This window comes from Aeromonas sobria, assembly GCF_006243315.1.
Taxonomy (GTDB): domain Bacteria; phylum Pseudomonadota; class Gammaproteobacteria; order Enterobacterales; family Aeromonadaceae; genus Aeromonas; species Aeromonas sobria_A.
This window is the reverse complement of the sequence record NZ_NKWE01000019.1, coordinates 68,102-84,943: the sequence shown is the minus strand read 5'-3', so window position 1 is coordinate 84,943 and position 16,842 is coordinate 68,102. Positions and strand designations below refer to the sequence as shown.

The 16,842-nt window shown below is 60.1% G+C and carries 15 protein-coding genes; 8 read left to right on the top strand and 7 right to left on the bottom strand.

Annotated features, from left to right (window positions below; all coding sequences use genetic code 11):
- From CF137_RS05265 to CF137_RS05245, 5 genes are all read right to left on the bottom strand, one after another.
- On the bottom strand, window positions 1–1,761 hold the full coding sequence (locus CF137_RS05265) for a bifunctional molybdopterin-guanine dinucleotide biosynthesis adaptor protein MobB/molybdopterin molybdotransferase MoeA (RefSeq protein ID WP_139718269.1): 1,761 nt from the start codon (window positions 1,759–1,761) through the stop codon (window positions 1–3).
- Complete coding sequence (gene mobA, locus CF137_RS05260) at window positions 1,758–2,402, bottom strand: molybdenum cofactor guanylyltransferase MobA (protein ID WP_139718268.1); 645 nt, start codon at window positions 2,400–2,402, stop codon at window positions 1,758–1,760. Before mobA ends, CF137_RS05265 begins: the two co-directional genes overlap by 4 nt.
- Window positions 2,374–3,069 carry an energy-coupling factor ABC transporter ATP-binding protein gene (locus CF137_RS05255; protein WP_101323983.1) on the bottom strand — a complete coding sequence of 232 codons (696 nt, stop codon included), beginning with the start codon at window positions 3,067–3,069 and terminating at the stop codon, window positions 2,374–2,376. The genes mobA and CF137_RS05255 overlap by 29 nt, the downstream gene beginning before the upstream one ends.
- 34 nt (window positions 3,070–3,103) lie before the next feature.
- The gene (locus tag CF137_RS05250; protein ID WP_005347674.1) at window positions 3,104–3,805 is read right to left on the bottom strand and encodes an ABC transporter permease; all 702 of its coding nucleotides are present in this window, start codon (window positions 3,803–3,805) and stop codon (window positions 3,104–3,106) included.
- Window positions 3,806–3,955: 150 nt separating this feature from the next.
- On the bottom strand, window positions 3,956–4,786 hold the full coding sequence (locus CF137_RS05245) for an ABC transporter substrate-binding protein (RefSeq protein ID WP_139718267.1): 831 nt from the start codon (window positions 4,784–4,786) through the stop codon (window positions 3,956–3,958).
- A gap of 256 nt (window positions 4,787–5,042) precedes the next feature.
- Here CF137_RS05245 and CF137_RS05240 point away from each other — a divergent pair, with 256 nt between their 5' ends.
- A complete protein-coding gene (locus CF137_RS05240) occupies window positions 5,043–6,398 on the top strand; it encodes a sigma-54-dependent transcriptional regulator (protein WP_101323984.1) in 1,356 nt (451 codons plus the stop codon).
- Between the two features lie 25 nt (window positions 6,399–6,423).
- Complete coding sequence (locus CF137_RS05235; RefSeq protein ID WP_162515853.1) at window positions 6,424–8,526, top strand: sensor histidine kinase; 2,103 nt, start codon at window positions 6,424–6,426, stop codon at window positions 8,524–8,526.
- 80 nt (window positions 8,527–8,606) lie between these two features.
- On the opposite strand, the gene CF137_RS05230 is transcribed toward CF137_RS05235, so the two are convergent.
- On the bottom strand, window positions 8,607–9,473 hold the full coding sequence (locus tag CF137_RS05230; RefSeq protein WP_162515851.1) for a helix-turn-helix transcriptional regulator: 867 nt from the start codon (window positions 9,471–9,473) through the stop codon (window positions 8,607–8,609).
- A 163-nt stretch (window positions 9,474–9,636) separates the two neighbouring features.
- Window positions 9,637–10,494 carry a formate dehydrogenase accessory sulfurtransferase FdhD gene (locus tag CF137_RS05225; RefSeq protein ID WP_139718266.1) on the bottom strand — a complete coding sequence of 286 codons (858 nt, stop codon included), beginning with the start codon at window positions 10,492–10,494 and terminating at the stop codon, window positions 9,637–9,639.
- Window positions 10,495–10,785: 291 nt separating this feature from the next.
- On the opposite strand from CF137_RS05225, the gene CF137_RS05220 reads away from it, so the two are divergent.
- The 6 genes from CF137_RS05220 (at window position 10,786) to CF137_RS05195 (ending at window position 16,787) form a co-directional block, all read left to right on the top strand.
- Window positions 10,786–12,108 carry a serine/threonine protein kinase gene (locus tag CF137_RS05220; protein ID WP_139718265.1) on the top strand — a complete coding sequence of 441 codons (1,323 nt, stop codon included), beginning with the start codon at window positions 10,786–10,788 and terminating at the stop codon, window positions 12,106–12,108.
- Window positions 12,105–12,833 carry a PP2C family protein-serine/threonine phosphatase gene (locus CF137_RS05215; protein ID WP_139718264.1) on the top strand — a complete coding sequence of 243 codons (729 nt, stop codon included), beginning with the start codon at window positions 12,105–12,107 and terminating at the stop codon, window positions 12,831–12,833. The genes CF137_RS05220 and CF137_RS05215 overlap by 4 nt, the downstream gene beginning before the upstream one ends.
- 261 nt (window positions 12,834–13,094) lie before the next feature.
- Window positions 13,095–13,673 (top strand): DUF3305 domain-containing protein, encoded by a 579-nt coding sequence (locus CF137_RS05210; RefSeq protein WP_139718263.1) that lies wholly within the window; start codon window positions 13,095–13,097, stop codon window positions 13,671–13,673.
- Entirely contained in the window at window positions 13,666–14,268 is a 603-nt protein-coding gene (locus CF137_RS05205; RefSeq protein WP_139718262.1) for a DUF3306 domain-containing protein, read from the top strand. The genes CF137_RS05210 and CF137_RS05205 overlap by 8 nt, the downstream gene beginning before the upstream one ends.
- A 103-nt stretch (window positions 14,269–14,371) precedes the next feature.
- Window positions 14,372–16,147: a 4Fe-4S dicluster domain-containing protein gene (locus CF137_RS05200; RefSeq protein WP_139718261.1), complete on the top strand. Its 1,776-nt coding sequence runs from the start codon at window positions 14,372–14,374 to the stop codon at window positions 16,145–16,147.
- 10 nt (window positions 16,148–16,157) lie between these two features.
- Window positions 16,158–16,787: a TorD/DmsD family molecular chaperone gene (locus CF137_RS05195; protein WP_162515850.1), complete on the top strand. Its 630-nt coding sequence runs from the start codon at window positions 16,158–16,160 to the stop codon at window positions 16,785–16,787.
- Window positions 16,788–16,842 lie beyond the last annotated feature (55 nt).

The following is a 16,842-nucleotide window of genomic DNA, read 5'->3' as shown; positions in this document are numbered from 1 at the left end:
TCAGGCCAGTCGTCCTTGCAAGGGGTGGATCCAGACCCGCTCGCCAACGGCGATGCCGGGTTGGTCCGGCACGATTTCGATCAGGCAGTTGGCATCGGCCATCGAGCTCAGAATGCCGGAGCCTTGCGGCCCTGTGGTGCGCACCCGCAGTTGGCCGTTACGGTCCTGATGGAAGATGCCGCGCAGAAACTCGGTGCGCCCCGGGCGGCTCTTCATCTTCTCATCCGCCAGTGCTGACAGGCGCAGCGGCTGCCAGACCCGGCCTTGCAGGCGGGCGATGGCGGGCTCGACAAACTGCAGCACGCAGATCATCGCCGCCACCGGATTGCCCGGCAGACCGAAGAAGGGGGTCTGCCCCAGCTTGCCAAAGGCCAGTGGGCGACCCGGCCGCATCTGGATGCGCCAGAAATCGATCTGACCGAGCTCTGCCAGCACCAGCTTGATAAAGTCGGCGTTGCCCACCGAGACCCCGCCCGAGCTCAGCACCAGATCGGCGCTGGCGGCGGCCTGCTCCAACTGCTGGCGCAAGATGGCCTTGTCATCGGGAATGATGCCAAGATCCATCACCTCGCAACCGGCGGCGCGGATCAGGGCCATCAGGGTGAAGCGGTTGCTGTCGAAGATATGGCCGGGGGCGAGCTGCTCGCCCGGCGCCTGCACTTCGTCGCCGGTACTGAACAGTGCCACTTTCAGCGGGGTACGCACAGTGAGACTGGCTTGACCGAGGGATGCCGCCAGCCCGAGCTGGGGGGCACCAAGCCAGGTACCGGCCGGGATGGCGACCGCGCCCCTGGCGAGATCTTCCCCGGCGAGGCGCACATTTTGCCCCGCCCGGACTGGGGCGGTGACGGTGACCCACTCACCTTCAATCAGCGTCTCTTCCCGCATCACCACGGTATCGACCCCGGGGGGCAGCGGGGCGCCAGTCATGATCTGCACCGCCTGACCGGCCAGCACCGCTTCATGGCGCTGCTGGCCCGCCAGCACTTCCCCCACCAGCTGCCAGCGACCGGCGACGAGATCGTCGCTGCGCAGGCCAATGCCGTCCATTGCCGAGTTGGCGTGGGGCGGCACATTGATGGGGCTTACCAGATCGGCCGCCAGCACGGCGCCGTGGCACTGGTCCAGCGGCTTGTCGGAGCAGGCGTTGTTGGGGGTGATGGCCGCCAGAATGGCGTTGCGGGCCGCTTCTACCGAGAGAAAGCCCTTGCCCGCCTCCGGCTCCTTGGTCTGGCAGCCGTCAAGCCAGCTACAGACGAAGTCGGCAATGGCCGCCAGATCGTTGATATCGAGGCGGGGCAGGCTTATCTCGATCGGCTGATCGCTGGCCAGGGCGATGATGTCGCCATCTTCGGGGAAGAGCAGCGGCTTGCCAATCTCGGCGCGGTGCAGCTCGATTTTCGGGAAGTGCTCATGCTTGAACCCCTCGACCAAGAGCAAGTCGAGGCTGGTTTGATCGAAGCTGGCCAGCAGCTGGCGAAAGTCCGCTTCGGCCAGCTCGGTCTCGCCGTGCGTTGTTTCAGTAATGCGCGCATGGCGGCGGCGGGAGGCCACCATCATCTGTTGGGCGCCGGCCTTACGTAGCCGGTAGCTGTCCTTGCCCGGCTGGTCGATGTCAAAGTCGTGGTGGGCGTGCTTGAGCACCCCGATGCGCAGGCCGCGATCTACCAGCAGGGGGATCAACTGCTCCAGCAAGGTGGTCTTGCCGGTGCCGCTCCAGGCGGCGAAGCCGAGCAGGGGAAGAGTGGGGGCCGGGGTCATGAGGTGACTCCTTGTTGGGGGTCGATAGCCGGGGCAAGCAGACGGGCCTCGTAGGCGGCCAGATCGTCCGGGCTGTTGAGATTGATAAAGGCATCCGGCTGATCGGCAAAGCTCACCACCGCCATATTGTGGCGGGCAAACCAGATATCGATCTTGCGCTCACCATCGGCCAGCGCGGTGGTGAGGGAGGGGAGCAGGGATTTGTGCAGCAGGGCCACCACGGGTTGCAGCCAGTCGCCGTCGTGGGCCACCACCAGCTCGGTATCCGGGGTCAGGGCGGCGCGAAAGCGGCTCATCAGATCCGTTGGCAGGGCGGGGCCGTCACAGGGGACAAACAGCACCCAGTCGTGACGGGCGGCGGCAAGGCCTGCCTGCATGCCCGCCAGCGGGCCGAGATAGTCGTTGTTGTCATCGCTGATGACCGGGGCCAGCGCTTGATAGCGGGGCTGACTGCGGTTGGCGTTGATCAGCACCTCATCCACCTGGGGGCGCAGCCGCGCCAAAACGTGGTCGATAAGGGGGCGTCCCGCCAGTGCTACCCATCCCTTGTCTTCGCCCCCCATCCGGGTGGCGCGGCCTCCTGCCAGGATCACTGCTGATACGGCAACGGGATCAGAGTGGCTGTCGCTTTTTGAAGTCATGTCGCTCGATGATTTTTAAAGGGGTCGTCTCTTGCAGCTGGCCACGGGCGAGGGTCCATTGCCGCTCGCACAGGTCGGTCAACCCGTTGCTCTGGTGGCTGATGACCACCAGGCCGCTGCCATGTTCCCGCAGATCTTGCGCCAATGCGGCCATCAGGGCAACCGAATGTGTGTCCAGATTGGCGGTGGGCTCATCCATCAGCAGAAAGGCCGGTTGCAGCGCCCAGGCGCGGGCCATCGCCAGCCGTTGCCGTTCGCCGCCGGACAAAATACTGATGTGCTCCCGCGCCAGCCCCTCCAGCTCGACCCGGCGCAGCGCCTCGAACACCCGGATCTCGCTGCCGAGCTGTTTATCCAGCGCCCAGGCCACGTTGTCGTGCACGGTGCGATCAAACAGATAGGGAGTCTGGTGCAGATAGGTGACCCGGCCCGGCCCTAGATCCCGCTTGAGCAGCCGGTTGAGCCGTCGTTGCCAGCGCCCCGGCAGATTGGTGTGGCCACGGGTGGGGGCAAGCAGCCCCGCCAGGATCTTGAGCAGAGTGGTCTTGCCCACCCCGTTGGCCCCGTGCAGCCAGATGGCATCCCCCGGTGCGATGGCGAGCTGGTCAATCTCGAACAGCTGGCGCTCGCCAAAACGCATGGTGAGTTGCTGGGCGGTCAGGGCCATGGGGTACTCCTGTTGATACACAGTGGGGGCATGGTCAGTTCTTCAGATAGCTGTGGCCACGACAGGCAGTCAGCAGCAAGTTAAGCAGCAGGGCCAGGGTGAGCAGCACTATGCCCAGCGCCACCCCCTGGGTGAAGGCCCCTTTCTGGGTCTCCAGCGCGATGGCGGTGGGGATGTTACGGGTGAAGTGCAGGATATTGCCCCCCACCATCATGGAGCAGCCCACCTCGGTGACGATGCGGCTAAAGGCTCCGATGATGGCGGCCAGCAGGCCAAAGCGGCACTCGTGCATCAGGCCGATCAGCGCCTTGGGCCAGGAGACGCCCAGGGTCAGGGCGGTCTCCCAGGCACGGCGGTCGCTCTGGACAAAGGCCGCGTGGGCCATGGTGGCGATCACCGGAAAGGCGATCAGCATCTGCCCCACTACCATCGCCTGCTGGGTAAAGAGCAGCTTCCAGTCGCCAAAGGGGCCAGCCCGCGACAGCAGCATATAGAGCAGCAGGCCAATCACCACGGTCGGTACCGACTGCAGGGTATTGATGCAGGAGAGCCAGAGCCAGCGGCCGGGCAACGGCAGATAGGCCAGCGCAAAGCCCAGCAGCAATGCGGGCAGCAGCACCAGCAGCAGGGCGATGCAGGAGACGGAGAAGGAGACCCCCACCACCTGCCACAGTTCGGTGTCACCACTGAACAGCAGGGCGAGGGCCGCTAACGTCGTGTCGAGCAGGGTCGGCATCAGACCTCTCTCTCCTCTCTCATAGTGCAGGGCGAGTAGTGCAGTGCGAGGGCCGTCAATACGGTAGTGTCGAGCAGGGTCGGCATCAGGCGCCTCCCTCAGCGAACTGGGGGAGGGCCATCAGCGTCATCGCAGGGGTCAGGGTTGCCATTATTTCCCGTTGGCATCCGCCACAAACAGCGCCTGACCGGCCACCTTGAAGTTGCCGATCAGGGTCTGGCCATGCTCGGAGACCAGCCAGTTCTTCAGAGTGCGGGCCCCTTCGGTGTTGAGATCCGGGTAGCGCTTGGGGTTGACCAGGATCACCTGATAGGGGTTGAACAGGCGCTTGTCACCCTCCAGCAGCACGGCGAGATCCAGCTTGCTCTGGTAGGCGAGCCAGGTGCCGCGGTCGGTCAGGGTGTAGGCACCCAGCTCGGAGGCCATGGTCAGGGTCGGCCCCATCCCCTGGCCGATGGATTTGTAACCGGCGAACTCGGGTTTGACGTCAGCGGCTTGCCACAGGGTATTCTCCTTGATGTGGGTACCGGACTCGTCACCGCGGGAGATAAAGGTCTGGCCCTGATCCTTGATGGCTTGCAGCCCCTTGGCCGCGTCGTGCAGCTTGGCCAGACCCGCCGGGTCTTTCGCTGGGCCGACGATAACGAAATCGTTGTACATCAGGTGCACCGGCTCGATGCCAAAGCCCGCATCGACGAACTTCTTCTCGGCAGACGGCGCGTGGGTCATCACCAGATCCGCATCGCCATTTTCGCCCATCTTCAGGCTCTGGCCGGTACCGGCCGCCATCACCTGCACCGGATAACCGGTCTCCTTGGTGAACTGGGGCAGCAGCCAGCCCAGCAGACCGGACTGCTCGGTGCTGGTGGTGGTGGCGAGGCGAATTGGTGCTTTTTCGGCGTCAGCATGGGCAGCCCCGGCGATCAGCAGGCTGGCGGCGAGGGAGAGCGCAAAACGTTTGAAATTGGTTTTTATCGTCATCTTGATGCAACTTTTTTTCAGGGTGGATGAGGAGAGGGTAAGCGTAAGCAAGCAGGGTGCCAAACTGTTCCTTTGCCGTTGCATTCAGGGTTTGCCGTTTAAAAACAGAAGCTTATTAGCATCAATCCGGTGAGCTTGTTATCGTTTTTAATAATTGGTGTTGGTACTTTTGATACGGGAAGGACAAAATGTCCCACTAAAGTTCCGGTTATCGGGATATTATCCGACCTTACGTGTATCCAAGGTACTTTTTTCCATGACTGCATCCGTTAGCCGCTGGTCTGCCCTCTCCCTGCTCATCGTTGATGATGAGCCCGGCATGCGCAGCTTTCTGGCCAAGGCGCTGGCCAAGCGCTTCGCCCAGATAGAGACTGCCGCCAGCGTGGAAGAGGCGGAAGCCCTGCGCTGCCGCCTTCACTTTGATCTCATCATCGCCGACATCCGGCTGCCGGGGCGCTCCGGCATCGAGTGGCACGAAGCCATCGACCCCGCTACCCGCCGCAGCGACATCATCTTCATGACAGGTTTCGGTGACATGGATACCGCCCTAAAAGCGCTGCGCCTCGGCGCCAGCGACTTTATCCTCAAGCCCTTCAACCTCGATCAGATGGTGCAGGCGGTGGACAGAGTCATCGAGCGCCGCCAGATGGAGCGGGAGAACCTGCTGCTGCGCCGGGAGGTGAGCAAGTTGTTCCCGCCCACCCTGATTGGCGACAGCGCCAAGACCCGCGAGCTCAAGACGCTCATAGCCAGAGTTGCCCCCTCCAACGCCGCCGTGCTGGTGGAGGGGGAGTCCGGCACCGGCAAGGAGCTGGTGGCCCGCGCCCTGCATCAACTCTCCGGCCGGATGGGGGCCTTTGTGCCGCTAAACTGCGCCTCCATCGCCCCCGAACTGCTCGAAAGCGAGCTGTTCGGCCACGTACAAGGGGCCTTTACCGGTGCCCGCAAGGGGCGAGATGGCCTGTTTCGGGTGGCCCATCAGGGCACACTGTTTCTCGACGAGATCGGCGAGATGCCGCTGGCCATGCAATCCTCCCTGCTGCGGGTGCTGGAGCAAAAAGCCATCCGCCCGGTCGGCGCCGAACGTGAATTGTCGGTGGATGTGCGCATCGTCGCCGCTACCAACCGCAATCTCAAAGCCGAGGTGGAGGCGGGCCGCTTTCGTGAAGATCTCTTCTATCGCCTCAACGTGGTGGCGCTGCCGGTCGCCCCGCTGCGGGATCGGATCGACGACATCCCCGCGCTGGTGCACCACTTTACCCGCCAGCTCACCGCCGAGATGGGGATGGGCTCCTTAAGCTGGACCCACGAGGATGTGGTGGCGATGCAGGCTTATCCCTGGCCCGGCAACGTGCGGGAGCTGCGCAACTTGATCGAGCGCTGCCTGCTGCTGGGCAAGCCCCCCGCCGATTATTGGCAGAGCAGCAAACCCGCCGAACAGGAGGCGAGCGAGGAGGGTTATCCGCTGGCGTGGCCGCTGGCGGAGGTGGAAAAAGCCCACATCCTGCAAGTGGTGGCGAGCCATGATGGCAACAAGTCGGCCGCCTCCCGGGTGCTCGGGGTGGCGCGCAAGACCCTGGAGCGCAAATTCAAGGAGTGGGCCATCGAATGAGGAAGGTTGATTGGATGGGGTGGCGATGAAACTGACCCTGCTCGCCCGCTGCATGCGCGCCCTGTTGCCCCGCTGCGTGCGCACAAAAGTGCGCTGGCGTCTGCTGCTGCTCACCTCGGTGCCCATCATGCTCACCCTGGCGGGCATGATAGCGCTCACCCTCTACTGGACCCTCACCTACAGCTGGCAGAACCTGCTCACCACGGTGCGCAGCGATCTCGGGGTGGCCCACCACGCCATCACGGTGCAGCAGCAGCGCCAGACCGAACATCTGGAGCATCTGCGCGATGCCTGGGCTTTTCAGCTGCGGCTGCGGGAATCACCGGATCAGCTGCAGGAGTGGGTAATGCCGCTGGCGGCCAACTATGGCCTCGACTTTCTGCGGCTGCGCCGTGGCCCCGAGCTGGATCAGCTGACGGCGCAGGAGCGCGCCGTCCTCACGGCCGGTCGCAGCATCAGCCACTTTGTGGTCTGGTCGCAGCAGCAGATGGAGGCGCTCTCCCCGCTGTTGGCCAAGCGGGCGGTGCTGTGGCAACAGGATGGCAGTAAGGCGGTGGAGAACCGGGGACTGATCAGCCTGGCGCTGACGCCGGTGATGGGCCGCGACGGCTCCCTCTGGGCAGTGTTGGAGGGGGGCGAGTTGATCAACGGCAGCACCCGGCTGGTGGATGAGCTCAAGGGGCAGGTGTTTGCCAAAAACACCCTGCCGGATGGCAGCGTCGGTACAGTCACCCTGTTTCTCGACGATCTGCGGGTGAGCACCAACGTGCCGGTCAGCAGCAGCCGTCAGGTGGGCCGGGCGGTGGGGACCCGGGTCTCGCCGCCGGTGCGCGAGCAGGTGCTGGGGCGCGGCGAGATGTGGGTTGACCGCGCCTTCGTCCACGACGCCTGGTATGTCTCGGGCTACGAGCCGCTGCTGGGGGCCCGGGGCGAGCGGCTCGGCATGCTCTATGTCGGCTTTCTCGAGTGGCCCATCATCCGCACCTACCTCACCAATCTGGTGGAGCTGGGCTCCGGCGTGGTGCTGCTGTTGCTGCTCTCCGGCCTGCTGGTCTATCGCGGCGCGCGGGATCTCTTCTCCCCCATCGAGCGGATGCACAAGGTAGTGCGGCAGGTGCAGGCTGGGGAGTCGGCCCGCATCGGCCCGCTGGCTCTCGACCCCGACCACGAGCTGGCCCAGCTCGGTCGCCAGTTTGACGCCATGCTGGATCGGCAGGAGGCGCACCAGCAGCAGATGGCCCGCAGCGCCGACGAGCTGGAGCAGAAGGTGGCCGAGCGCACCCAGAGCCTCAAGCTCAAGACCGCCGAGCTGGAAGAGCATATCCATATGCTGACCGAGGCGCGCCAGCAGCTGCTGATCAGCGAGAAGCTGGCGGCCCTTGGCGAGCTCTCGGCCGGGGTGGCCCACGAGATCAACAACCCCTTGGCGGTGATCCTCGGCAACGTGGAGCTGATGAAGCTGGAGCTGGGGGAGGCGGCCGAGCCGGTCAGCGAGGAGCTGGCGCTGGTGCTGGCCCAGATCGAGCGCATTCGCGCCATCACTCGCAGCCTGCTGCAATACTCGCGCCCCGGCGACTACGAGACGGCGCCGGTATGGCAACACCTCACCCCCATCATCGAGGAGAGCCTGACCCTGGTGCGCTCCGCCCTGCGCCAGCAGCAGGTGGCGCTGGTGGCCGATCTCAAGGCCCAGCAGCCCATTGAGGCGGATCGCCAGCAGCTGTTGCAGGTGCTGATCAACCTCCTCGTCAATGCCAGCCACGCGCTGGGGGAGCTGGGGGAGATCCGGGTCGAGAGCCGCGACTGGGTCGATGAACTGGGTCAGCTGCGCGGGGCCGAGGTGCGGGTGATCGATAACGGCAGCGGCATCGAGGCGGCCATTATCGACAAGATCTTCGACCCCTTCTTCACCACCCGCGCCACCGGCACCGGGCTGGGGCTGGCCCTGAGCCACCGCATCATCAGCCGCTGGGGTGGGGAGCTGTTGGTGGACTCCACCCCGGGGCAGGGGAGCTGCTTTACCGTGCGGCTGCGCAGCCACGCCTTGCTGCCAAGCGGCAGCGAGCCCGCGAAACTGGAAGGGTGGCGCATCGCCCTCAATGCCGAGGGTCGTGAGACAAGCGATTGATGCTGTTATAAAAAGGCCCGTGATAAAAACAGCCCGTCAACATGGTTGGCGGGCTGTTTTGTCTGTAGGTGAGTGGTTATTTACTGCGGGCTCCACACCAGCTTGCCGCTTTGGGTCAGGTCGTAACCGCCGAGACGGGCCGCCAGCTCGCGCCCCTCGGGGGATTGCAGCCAGCCGATCAGCTGTTGCAGCAGGGTGCGAAAGAAGACCCCCTGCGGCATCACCAGATCGAAGCACTCCTGCGACAGCGGCATGAAGCCGAGGCCAAACTCGGTGGCGGTGCTCTGGGCGCCGGGCCCCACATCGGCATCGCCACGGCTGATGGCGGCGGCCAGCTCCCGCTCGCTGTTGACCTCGAGGGTGCGCTCCAGCCGGGTCAGCGACTCCCCTTGGGTTTGCAGCCACTCCTGCAGGGCGCGCTGGCTGCCAGCTCCTTCTTGGCGCATAGCCCAGCGCCAGTCGAGCGCCTCTTTCGCCTCCTTGGGTTGCAGCCCTTGGCGCAATACCAGCCCCTGTACCCGCCGAAATCCATGAACGATCACCCATTGCCGGTGGCCCTGATACTGCTGCACCAGCGCCGGGTGGCGCAGGTGGGCCTCCTCGGCCTGCCCCCAGTGGATGGCGCAGAGATCCACATGGCCTCGGGCCAGCATCGCCAGCCCCTGACGGGTGCCGCACGGGGTGTACCCCACCAGTGCCTGGGTGCCGAGCTGCCGCGCAAGCGTGCTGCAACCATAGTGCAGCAGCACATCGTCGGAGCCCGCCAGCAGCAACCGGTCGTTCATCACCCCCTCGTGGCAGCTGCCGAGCAGCCAGCGATCGAGCAGGGAGCGAGGAAACAGCCACTTGCCGGTCGCCTTGGTGGCGGGGATGCGCGCCTCGTTGGCGAGCTGGTAGACCTTCTTCTCGTTGAGATCGAGGTATTCCGCCACCTGCTTCACGTTCATAAACTCGTTCATGGCTTGCGTTTGGCCCTCTGGCTGGTCTGATCGAGATACAGCGCGATCTGTTCGGCACTCATAAATTCATTCATGGCTTGCGCTTGACCCTCTGGCTGGCGTGGTCGAGATACAGAGCGATCTGCTCGACACTCATAAACTCGTTCATTGCCTAGTCCCGCATCCCGCGACCGGCCGAACTGGACGCCAGCACCGGCGGCTTCTCGTCCAGCACGATATGATCGTGGCCGCTGAATACCTCGAAGTGGCGCCCCTTGGCGCGGGCAATCATGGTGATGCCGAGCTGACGGGCGAGATCCAGCCCCATCTGGGTGACGCCGGAGCGCGACAGCAGCACCGGAATGCCCATCTGCGCCACCTTGATCACCATCTCCGAGGTGAGCCGCCCTGTGGTGTAGAAGATCTTGTCGTGGCCAGCCTCGCCGCGCATCCAGAGCTCGCCCGCCAGAGTATCCACCGCATTGTGGCGCCCCACGTCCTCGACAAAGGAGAGGATCTCAGCGCCGCGACAAATGGCGCAGCCATGCACGGCCCCCGCCATCTTGTAGGTTTCGTTATGGGCCGACAGCGCCTTGAGCAGGGCGTAGAGGGTGCTCTGTTTAAGCTCCGGCGCTGCTAAGACCACCCCTTCGAGCTTCTTCATCACGCTGCCATACATGGTGCCCTGACCGCAGCCGGAGGTGACCGTCTTCTTCTCCAGCGCCTGGTCGAGATCTGCTGCTTGCTGGCTGCTCACCACGGCGGCGGCCTCGCTCTCCCAGTCGACGATCACCGACTCGATGGCCGAAATATCCTCGATAAAGCCCTGATTTTTCAGATAACCCAGCACCAGCGCTTCGGGGCGGGCCCCCAGCGTCATAAGGGTTACGATCTCCTTCCAGTTGAGGTAGACCGTCAGTGGCCGCTCACAGGCGATTTGGCGGGTTTGCAGCGTGCCCTGCTCATCCATCACCTCGACGGCCATGGTGAGCTGGGCTGCTGCATTGCTTTTGATAAAGGTCGGTGTCATGGGCCCCTCGCGACCGGTTGTCGGGATCTAAGGGGAGGGACACAGCAAGTTTTGTTCCACGCTGCATAAGTTGAGGAATGTGGTGTAATGATTTGTAGATAAGAGTTCTTGATTGAGAGCAGTGAAAGTTAGAGGATACAGGGCTGTTACTTAGTTTAATCATGACAAGATTGCGAACTATGCAAAATTATTGTTGCAATCGGATATTTTAGCTTCTCCTATATGCAGTTACTGCTTCAAGAAGCTTGGTGTTACAATACCGTGTTTTCGTTGCTGGATGATGGATGATGGATGATGAACTACTCATATCTCAGTTTTAAAGGGCAAGGTGGTTTTGCCCGAGTTGATGTCGTTACTGATCAACAAGGTCAGCTTTTTGCGAAAAAAACGTATAGCCCTGATGCACAATTAGTTCGGGATATAGGTGATGATCATTTGAAACGTCGCTTTATTCGTGAAGTTAAATATCAAAGTTCAGTCCAACATCCAAATGTGGTTGAAGTTGTTGAGCAGTTTTTGCAAGAAGACCCACCTTATTTTATCATGCCACTTGCAGACTGTACTCTAAAAGATGAATTGCAAGCCGATGCTACATTAGGTAAAAACTTAATGCCTGCCTTGTTCGGCATTTTAGCTGGTTTAGAGTTTTTGCATAGTCGTGGTTTTGTTCATCGAGATCTAAAACCGGCAAATGTTCTACGATATACAAGGCAAGGCTCGGAAATAATTTATGCTATATCCGACTTTGGTTTAATGAGTGCCTCAAATAGTGAGTCATCAACATTAACTGGAACTAATGCAAATGGTGGGACTGAAAATTATGCAGCTCCTGAGCAGATTGGTAATTTTCGTCGAGCCACTGCAAGTGCTGACATTTATGCATTCGGTGCTATTTTGCACGATATTTTTGGAAATAGAGCGCAAAGAATACCTTATACAGAGCTAACTGTGCCTGGTCCTGTAGGAAAAATCATAGAAAAGTGCACCAAAAGATTACCAATTCGTCGTTATGCATCTGTTTCAGCGTTAAGAGATGAACTTTACCAAGTTTTAAATAGTGATACTGTGACATTTAACTCTTCATCAGAGGAAGGAATAGTCGCATTGTTGCATTCTAAAACAATTCTGACAGACGATGAATGGGATTCTGTATTTATACAAATAGAAAGGAATTTAAGTCAGCAGTTAAATTGTAATATTATTTTTTCTGCATTGTCTATTGATCATATAAATCACTTATTTTCTAATTCACCAGATTTATTTGCTGCGATGGGTGGATATTTTGCAGAAAGTATAAATGGTGGAACATTCAATTTTGATTACTGTGATGTTTTAGCAAGTAAGGCGGAAGTGTTCTATATTAATGCCGAACTGGGTTTGAAATCACAGATTGCTATCGCACTTCTTTATTTAGGAACATCACATAATCGATGGTATGTTGAAAGAAAGGTGGAAAGCATGCTTAATCAAAATGTTTCTTTGGAGTTGGCTGAAAGAATAAAAATAGAACTTGAAGTACAGCAAGTGGACTTTCGTGGCCAAATTGAGCAGATGTGCCGCTCTATTAGAGTATCTAATTCTTTTTTACATCCTGTTTTATATAGAATGCTATGAAAATGATCGAATGGACAGCTTCTAGCTTTTCTGAGGCGGGAAGAAAAAAAGAAAATCAAGATTCACTGTTAGTTAAAAAAATCAGTGAAAATACTATTGTTCTTGCAATTGCAGATGGTATGGGGGGCAAGCCTGGTGGTGAGATTGCATCACAAGTAGCTACAGAAACTGTAGCTATTGCACTTGAAGAAAATCCTAATATAGATATGCCCGCTATTTTCAAAAAAGTTAAAAAGGCAATGATAAATAGGTCTGCTCAGTCAATATCGATTAAAGATATGGGGTCTACTTTAACTGTCGCAGTTATATCAGGTAATGAGGTGGCTGTTGGGCATGTTGGAGACTGCCGCTTATATCATCTGCGTGGAAATGGCATTAATACTAAGACTAAAGATCAAACCGAAGTACAGAAATTGCTCGATGATGGTATATTAACTAGACAAAGAGCATTGAGTTATCATCGTAAAAATATTTTATTATCTGTGTTAAATGCAAATAAAGATTATGAGTTACAAGAAGTTTTTTTCAGTTTGCAACATGATGATAGAATAATGATGCTAACTGATGGAGCATATTCTTTAGTCAAGAAGTCAGAATTAAGGGATATATCTGTGAGTAGCTCAAACTTAGATGAAATGACTCGGAAAATTAAAGTCTTAATTGAATCTAAAGAAATTAAAGATGACTATACATTAATAGCTTTCCAAGCATCCTTTCAAGAGTGATTTAACTTTTTTAGAGGCGCTTTATGCCATGAATTAATCTTTCGATCGGGGGGAGTATACGATGTTTAGTTACTTTTACTATCCATCGAGTCGCTGTGTGTGCCGATTGTGATTTGTATACCCATCCCCCCCAAACCTGCCTTGGCCCCACTCTTGCTATGTCTTATCCCATAGATGGCCGTGGCCGCCATGAATCTCCAGCTCTGATCCGCCCCGAACGGGGTGGAACACGGGGGAGGGCGGCCCGGCAGAGACCTTCTGATGGGAGCCGTGACAGTGCAAGAGACAACCAAACCCCTCTCCCCGCAGCGCTGGCTGCAGCTGGAGTTAAAGGCCATCGACAGCCAGATGGGCCGCTGGCAGAGCCGCCGCTTCGAGATAGCGGCGCTCCATCCCGCTAAAGACCATGCTGACGGCGCTTTGCCCCTTACCCTGTTTCGCGATGAGCGGGGGGATTATCGCTTCAATTTGAGCTCCGGCTCGCCCCGCCTGTTTGTGACCGGAAGCCGCGTGGACAGTGGCTTTGTGGCCGATGGCCTCACGCTGAGCCAGACCGTGGCCGCCGCCTATATGGATGGCGAGCGGCAGGTGCTCTCCTGCCCGCTGCCCGAGGCGCTGCAAGCCTGGGTGGAGGCCTTTATCGGTCGCCACGGCGAGCTGCTGGAGGCCCGTCGTAAGGGCAAGAAGGGCAAGGGACGGGCGCAGGATCAGCTGGGTGTCGATGCAGCAGAGCCCGCCAATTGCGGCACCGTTAAAGCCACCGGACCCGATGGCCGCGAGCGTGGCTGCAATGCTGGAAACAGTGCCGGAAACAAGGCCGGAAACAACGCCCATGAGTGAGTTTCTCAAGCGCTGGTCGTCTCGCAAGAGTGACGCGCGCAAGCATCAGGCACTGCAGCCACGGGAAGAGGCCATTCCCGAGGTGGTTGCTGTCCCTATCGAAGGCCATGGCGAAGGTGAAATATCAGATACAGCGCCGGATAGCCCCGTAGTCAGCACTGACAAGGGGAGCAGTGAACCCCTTGCCGTTGAGGGGGCCGAGAGCGGCGATCCTCAGCTGAAAACGGCCCAGCCGGGCAAGGCCAAGCTCCCTGACAAGGAGGCGCTGCGGGCCATGTTTCGCAGCCACAAGCCGGATGGGCTCGACGACTACACCCAGGATTTCAGCCAGCCCGAATTGCTGCCCGCGGCCCTGACCGCCGGGCTGCGCAACTGGTTGGTGGATCAGGTGACCGCCCCTGACAGCGAGACGGCCAATTCGGCCAGCGGATCCGCTGAACCGGTTGCGGTTGTCAGCGAACCTGCCGCCGACAAGTCGCCCGAGCTGGCTGATAACCATTCTCAAACCCTCACCAACGATCGGGACATTTTGGTTTCCTGTGGTGGACAAAATGTCCCAACCAAGGGTGAGGGAATGGAACCTTCAGGATCCTGACTCCCTGTCAGTCACTTTTTTTCCGGGGGAGTTGGCTCGGCTCTTGCTCTCTCGGCTTACCAACAAGCGCCCATCCCATGAGGTGGCGCGCACAGGAGCGTATGTGAGCACTGAACAAACATTGCCAAATCTGGCCCCAAATCTGACCTCAAATCTGGCCCACGGGGCGGGGGCGGCCGAGCATAACGCGCGCGCGCGCGCCTATGCGCTGCAGCATACGGTCAAGACCGACAACCTGATCCCGGCCACTGTTTCTTACCAGAGTCAGGGGCGCCTGCTGCTGGTCGGCCCGGAAGATCGCATTCGCCGCGCCGCCAGCCTGCTGCCCGCCGGGGTGAAGCCCACCCTGCTGGTGACCGAAGCGGTCCACGATGCCGAGACGGCGGATCTCGAAGCCATTTTCGATGCCACCGCATCCCTCGCGGCCCTGACCCTGCGCGAACCGAGCCTGACAGGGTATCTGGGGCAGTTCCAGTTCACCGGCCTCAATGGGCAGGGTGAGCGGGTTAACCTGGCGGCGCTCTGCTTTCCGCAACACGGTTTCCCACAACAAGGTTTTCCACAACAAGCGACGGTGGGTAGCGAACCGCGCTTCGATCTGGTGGCCGATCTGGGCCGCACCCCGCTGTTTGCGCTGGAGCGCCCGCCTGTGGGCTATCTGCATCTGGCTGATGACCAAGGGCTGGCCGAACGGCTCGCCGAGCTCTGTGCTCTCACCGGTATCTTCGACAAGCCGCGCTATTTTCGCCTCGACCCCGAGGCCTGCGCCTTTACTGCCCGTGGTGTGCCCGGTTGCAGCCGCTGCCTCGATGTCTGCCCGACCGATGCCCTCAAGCCCATCAATGGCCGCATCCAGATCGATCCCCACCTCTGTCAGGGCTTTGGCAGCTGTGCGGCTGCCTGCCCGACCGGTGCCATCGCCTATCATCAGCCCGATGCCAACACCAGCGGCGACTACCTGCTGCGCCTGCTCAAGCACTATCGGGAGGCGGGGGGCGAAGCGCCTCGACTGCTGATCGCCGCTGAAAACGAGCGCGAATGGGTGGAATCTGAGCTCACTGCTCTGCCCGCCAACTGGTTGCCGGTCTGGGTGGAGGAGAGCGCGAGTTTAGGCATCGAGAGCTGGTTTGCCGCCCTCGCCTATGGTGCCAGCGCGGTGCGCATTGCGCTGAGTGACTATGCCCCCGCCAGCGTGCGTGTTCTGGTTGAGCGGGAACTGGCGAGCGCCGCCGTGCTGCTGGCGGGCGCCGGTCTTGCTGCTGATCTCATCGCCTTGTTTAACGTAGATGTCGAGAAAGATGAGCCGCTCTCCGGTGAGCCAGCCGTCGCCCTGCTGGACAAGCCGCTCAAGGGTGACAAGCGGGAGAACCTGTTTGCCGCCTTCGATGCCCTCTGGCAGGCCAATGAAGGACGCCGCGAGCCGCTGGCGGTGCCCCACGGTGCCCCTTACGGCAGCGTGGAACTCAAAGACGCTGACTGCACCCTCTGCATGGGCTGCGTGGCGGTCTGTCCGAGCCGGGCGCTGCATGCGGTGGGGCACACGCCCGGCCTCAACTTTATCGAGCAGGATTGCATCCAGTGCGGCATGTGCGAAAAGGCGTGCCCCGAGCAGGCCATAGTGCTCACGCCCCGCCTGCAACCTGTGCCCGAGGCGCGCCGCGCCGTACAGAGCGTCAAAGCCGAAGAGGCCGCCTGCTGCATTCGCTGCTCCAAGCCGTTTGCGCCAGCCTCGATGATCCGCCGCATTCAGCAAAAGCTGGCCGGTCACTCCCACTTCCAGAACGAGGCCGCCCAGCGGCTGCTGATGTGTGAGGATTGCCGGGTCAAGGATGTGTTTGCAGCACTGGCGGCGGATCCTGCCGCCCAGCTCAAGATATGAGGGGCCTGTGATGAGTGAACAACCGAATAGCCATACCGCACTGAATGCAGGCGAACTGACCATGACCGAATTGGAACAGAGCAGTGCCGATATGTATGCCCTGCTGGCGAGTCTCTGGCGCGCCGCCCCCCGTGGCGAACAGCTCGGCTGGCTGCAAGGCTTGCAGGCCATGCCCGGCCCCTTTGCCAGAGGGCTGGGGCTGGTGCAGCTGGCGGCCAGCAGTCACCACGAACACGAGCTTGCCGAGGAGTATCAGGATCTCTTTATCGGGCTGGGGCGCGGTGAAATCGTGCCGTTTGCCTCCTGGTATCTCACCGGCTCCCTGATGGAGTTGCCGCTGGCGGTACTGCGCGCCGATCTGCAGTCGCTCGGCTTCGAGCGCCAGAGCGGGGTGTGTGAGCCGGAAGATCATCTGGCCGCCCTCTGCGAAGTGATGGAGGTATTGATTGCCGAGCAGCACCCGGATCGCAACCGCTTCTATGAACGCCATCTGGCCCCCTGGGTACTTGTTTGTTGCCGCGATCAGCAACAGGCGAAAGGGGGCAGCTTCTACCGGGCGGTCGGGGCCCTTGCCGAAGATTTCTTCAAGCTGGAAAACGAATTGCGTCTGCCGTTTGGCGCCAGCGTGGTGACGGGCTGAACGCCCCTATCTGTGCATAACAAGAGCTGCCCGCAACAAAACGAGCAGATGAGAT

Excerpts from the sequence above, each read along its gene's own strand:
- CF137_RS05245 (WP_139718267.1), bottom strand. The coding sequence starts at position 4,786 with ATGACGATAAAAACCAATTTCAAACGTTTTGCGCTCTCCCTCGCCGCC.
- CF137_RS05230 (WP_162515851.1), bottom strand. The coding sequence starts at position 9,473 with ATGAACGTGAAGCAGGTGGCGGAATACCTCGATCTCAACGAGAAGAAG.
- CF137_RS05255 (WP_101323983.1), bottom strand. The coding sequence starts at position 3,069 with ATGGCCCTGACCGCCCAGCAACTCACCATGCGTTTTGGCGAGCGCCAG.
- CF137_RS05235 (WP_162515853.1), top strand. The coding sequence starts at position 6,424 with ATGAAACTGACCCTGCTCGCCCGCTGCATGCGCGCCCTGTTGCCCCGC.
- CF137_RS05205 (WP_139718262.1), top strand. The coding sequence starts at position 13,666 with ATGAGTGAGTTTCTCAAGCGCTGGTCGTCTCGCAAGAGTGACGCGCGC.
- CF137_RS05240 (WP_101323984.1), top strand. The coding sequence starts at position 5,043 with ATGACTGCATCCGTTAGCCGCTGGTCTGCCCTCTCCCTGCTCATCGTT.
- CF137_RS05250 (WP_005347674.1), bottom strand. The coding sequence starts at position 3,805 with ATGCCGACCCTGCTCGACACGACGTTAGCGGCCCTCGCCCTGCTGTTC.
- mobA (WP_139718268.1), bottom strand. The coding sequence starts at position 2,402 with ATGACTTCAAAAAGCGACAGCCACTCTGATCCCGTTGCCGTATCAGCA.
- CF137_RS05265 (WP_139718269.1), bottom strand. The coding sequence starts at position 1,761 with ATGACCCCGGCCCCCACTCTTCCCCTGCTCGGCTTCGCCGCCTGGAGC.
- CF137_RS05225 (WP_139718266.1), bottom strand. The coding sequence starts at position 10,494 with ATGACACCGACCTTTATCAAAAGCAATGCAGCAGCCCAGCTCACCATG.
- CF137_RS05210 (WP_139718263.1), top strand. The coding sequence starts at position 13,095 with ATGGGAGCCGTGACAGTGCAAGAGACAACCAAACCCCTCTCCCCGCAG.
- CF137_RS05220 (WP_139718265.1), top strand. The coding sequence starts at position 10,786 with ATGATGAACTACTCATATCTCAGTTTTAAAGGGCAAGGTGGTTTTGCC.
- CF137_RS05195 (WP_162515850.1), top strand. The coding sequence starts at position 16,158 with ATGAGTGAACAACCGAATAGCCATACCGCACTGAATGCAGGCGAACTG.
- CF137_RS05215 (WP_139718264.1), top strand. The coding sequence starts at position 12,105 with ATGAAAATGATCGAATGGACAGCTTCTAGCTTTTCTGAGGCGGGAAGA.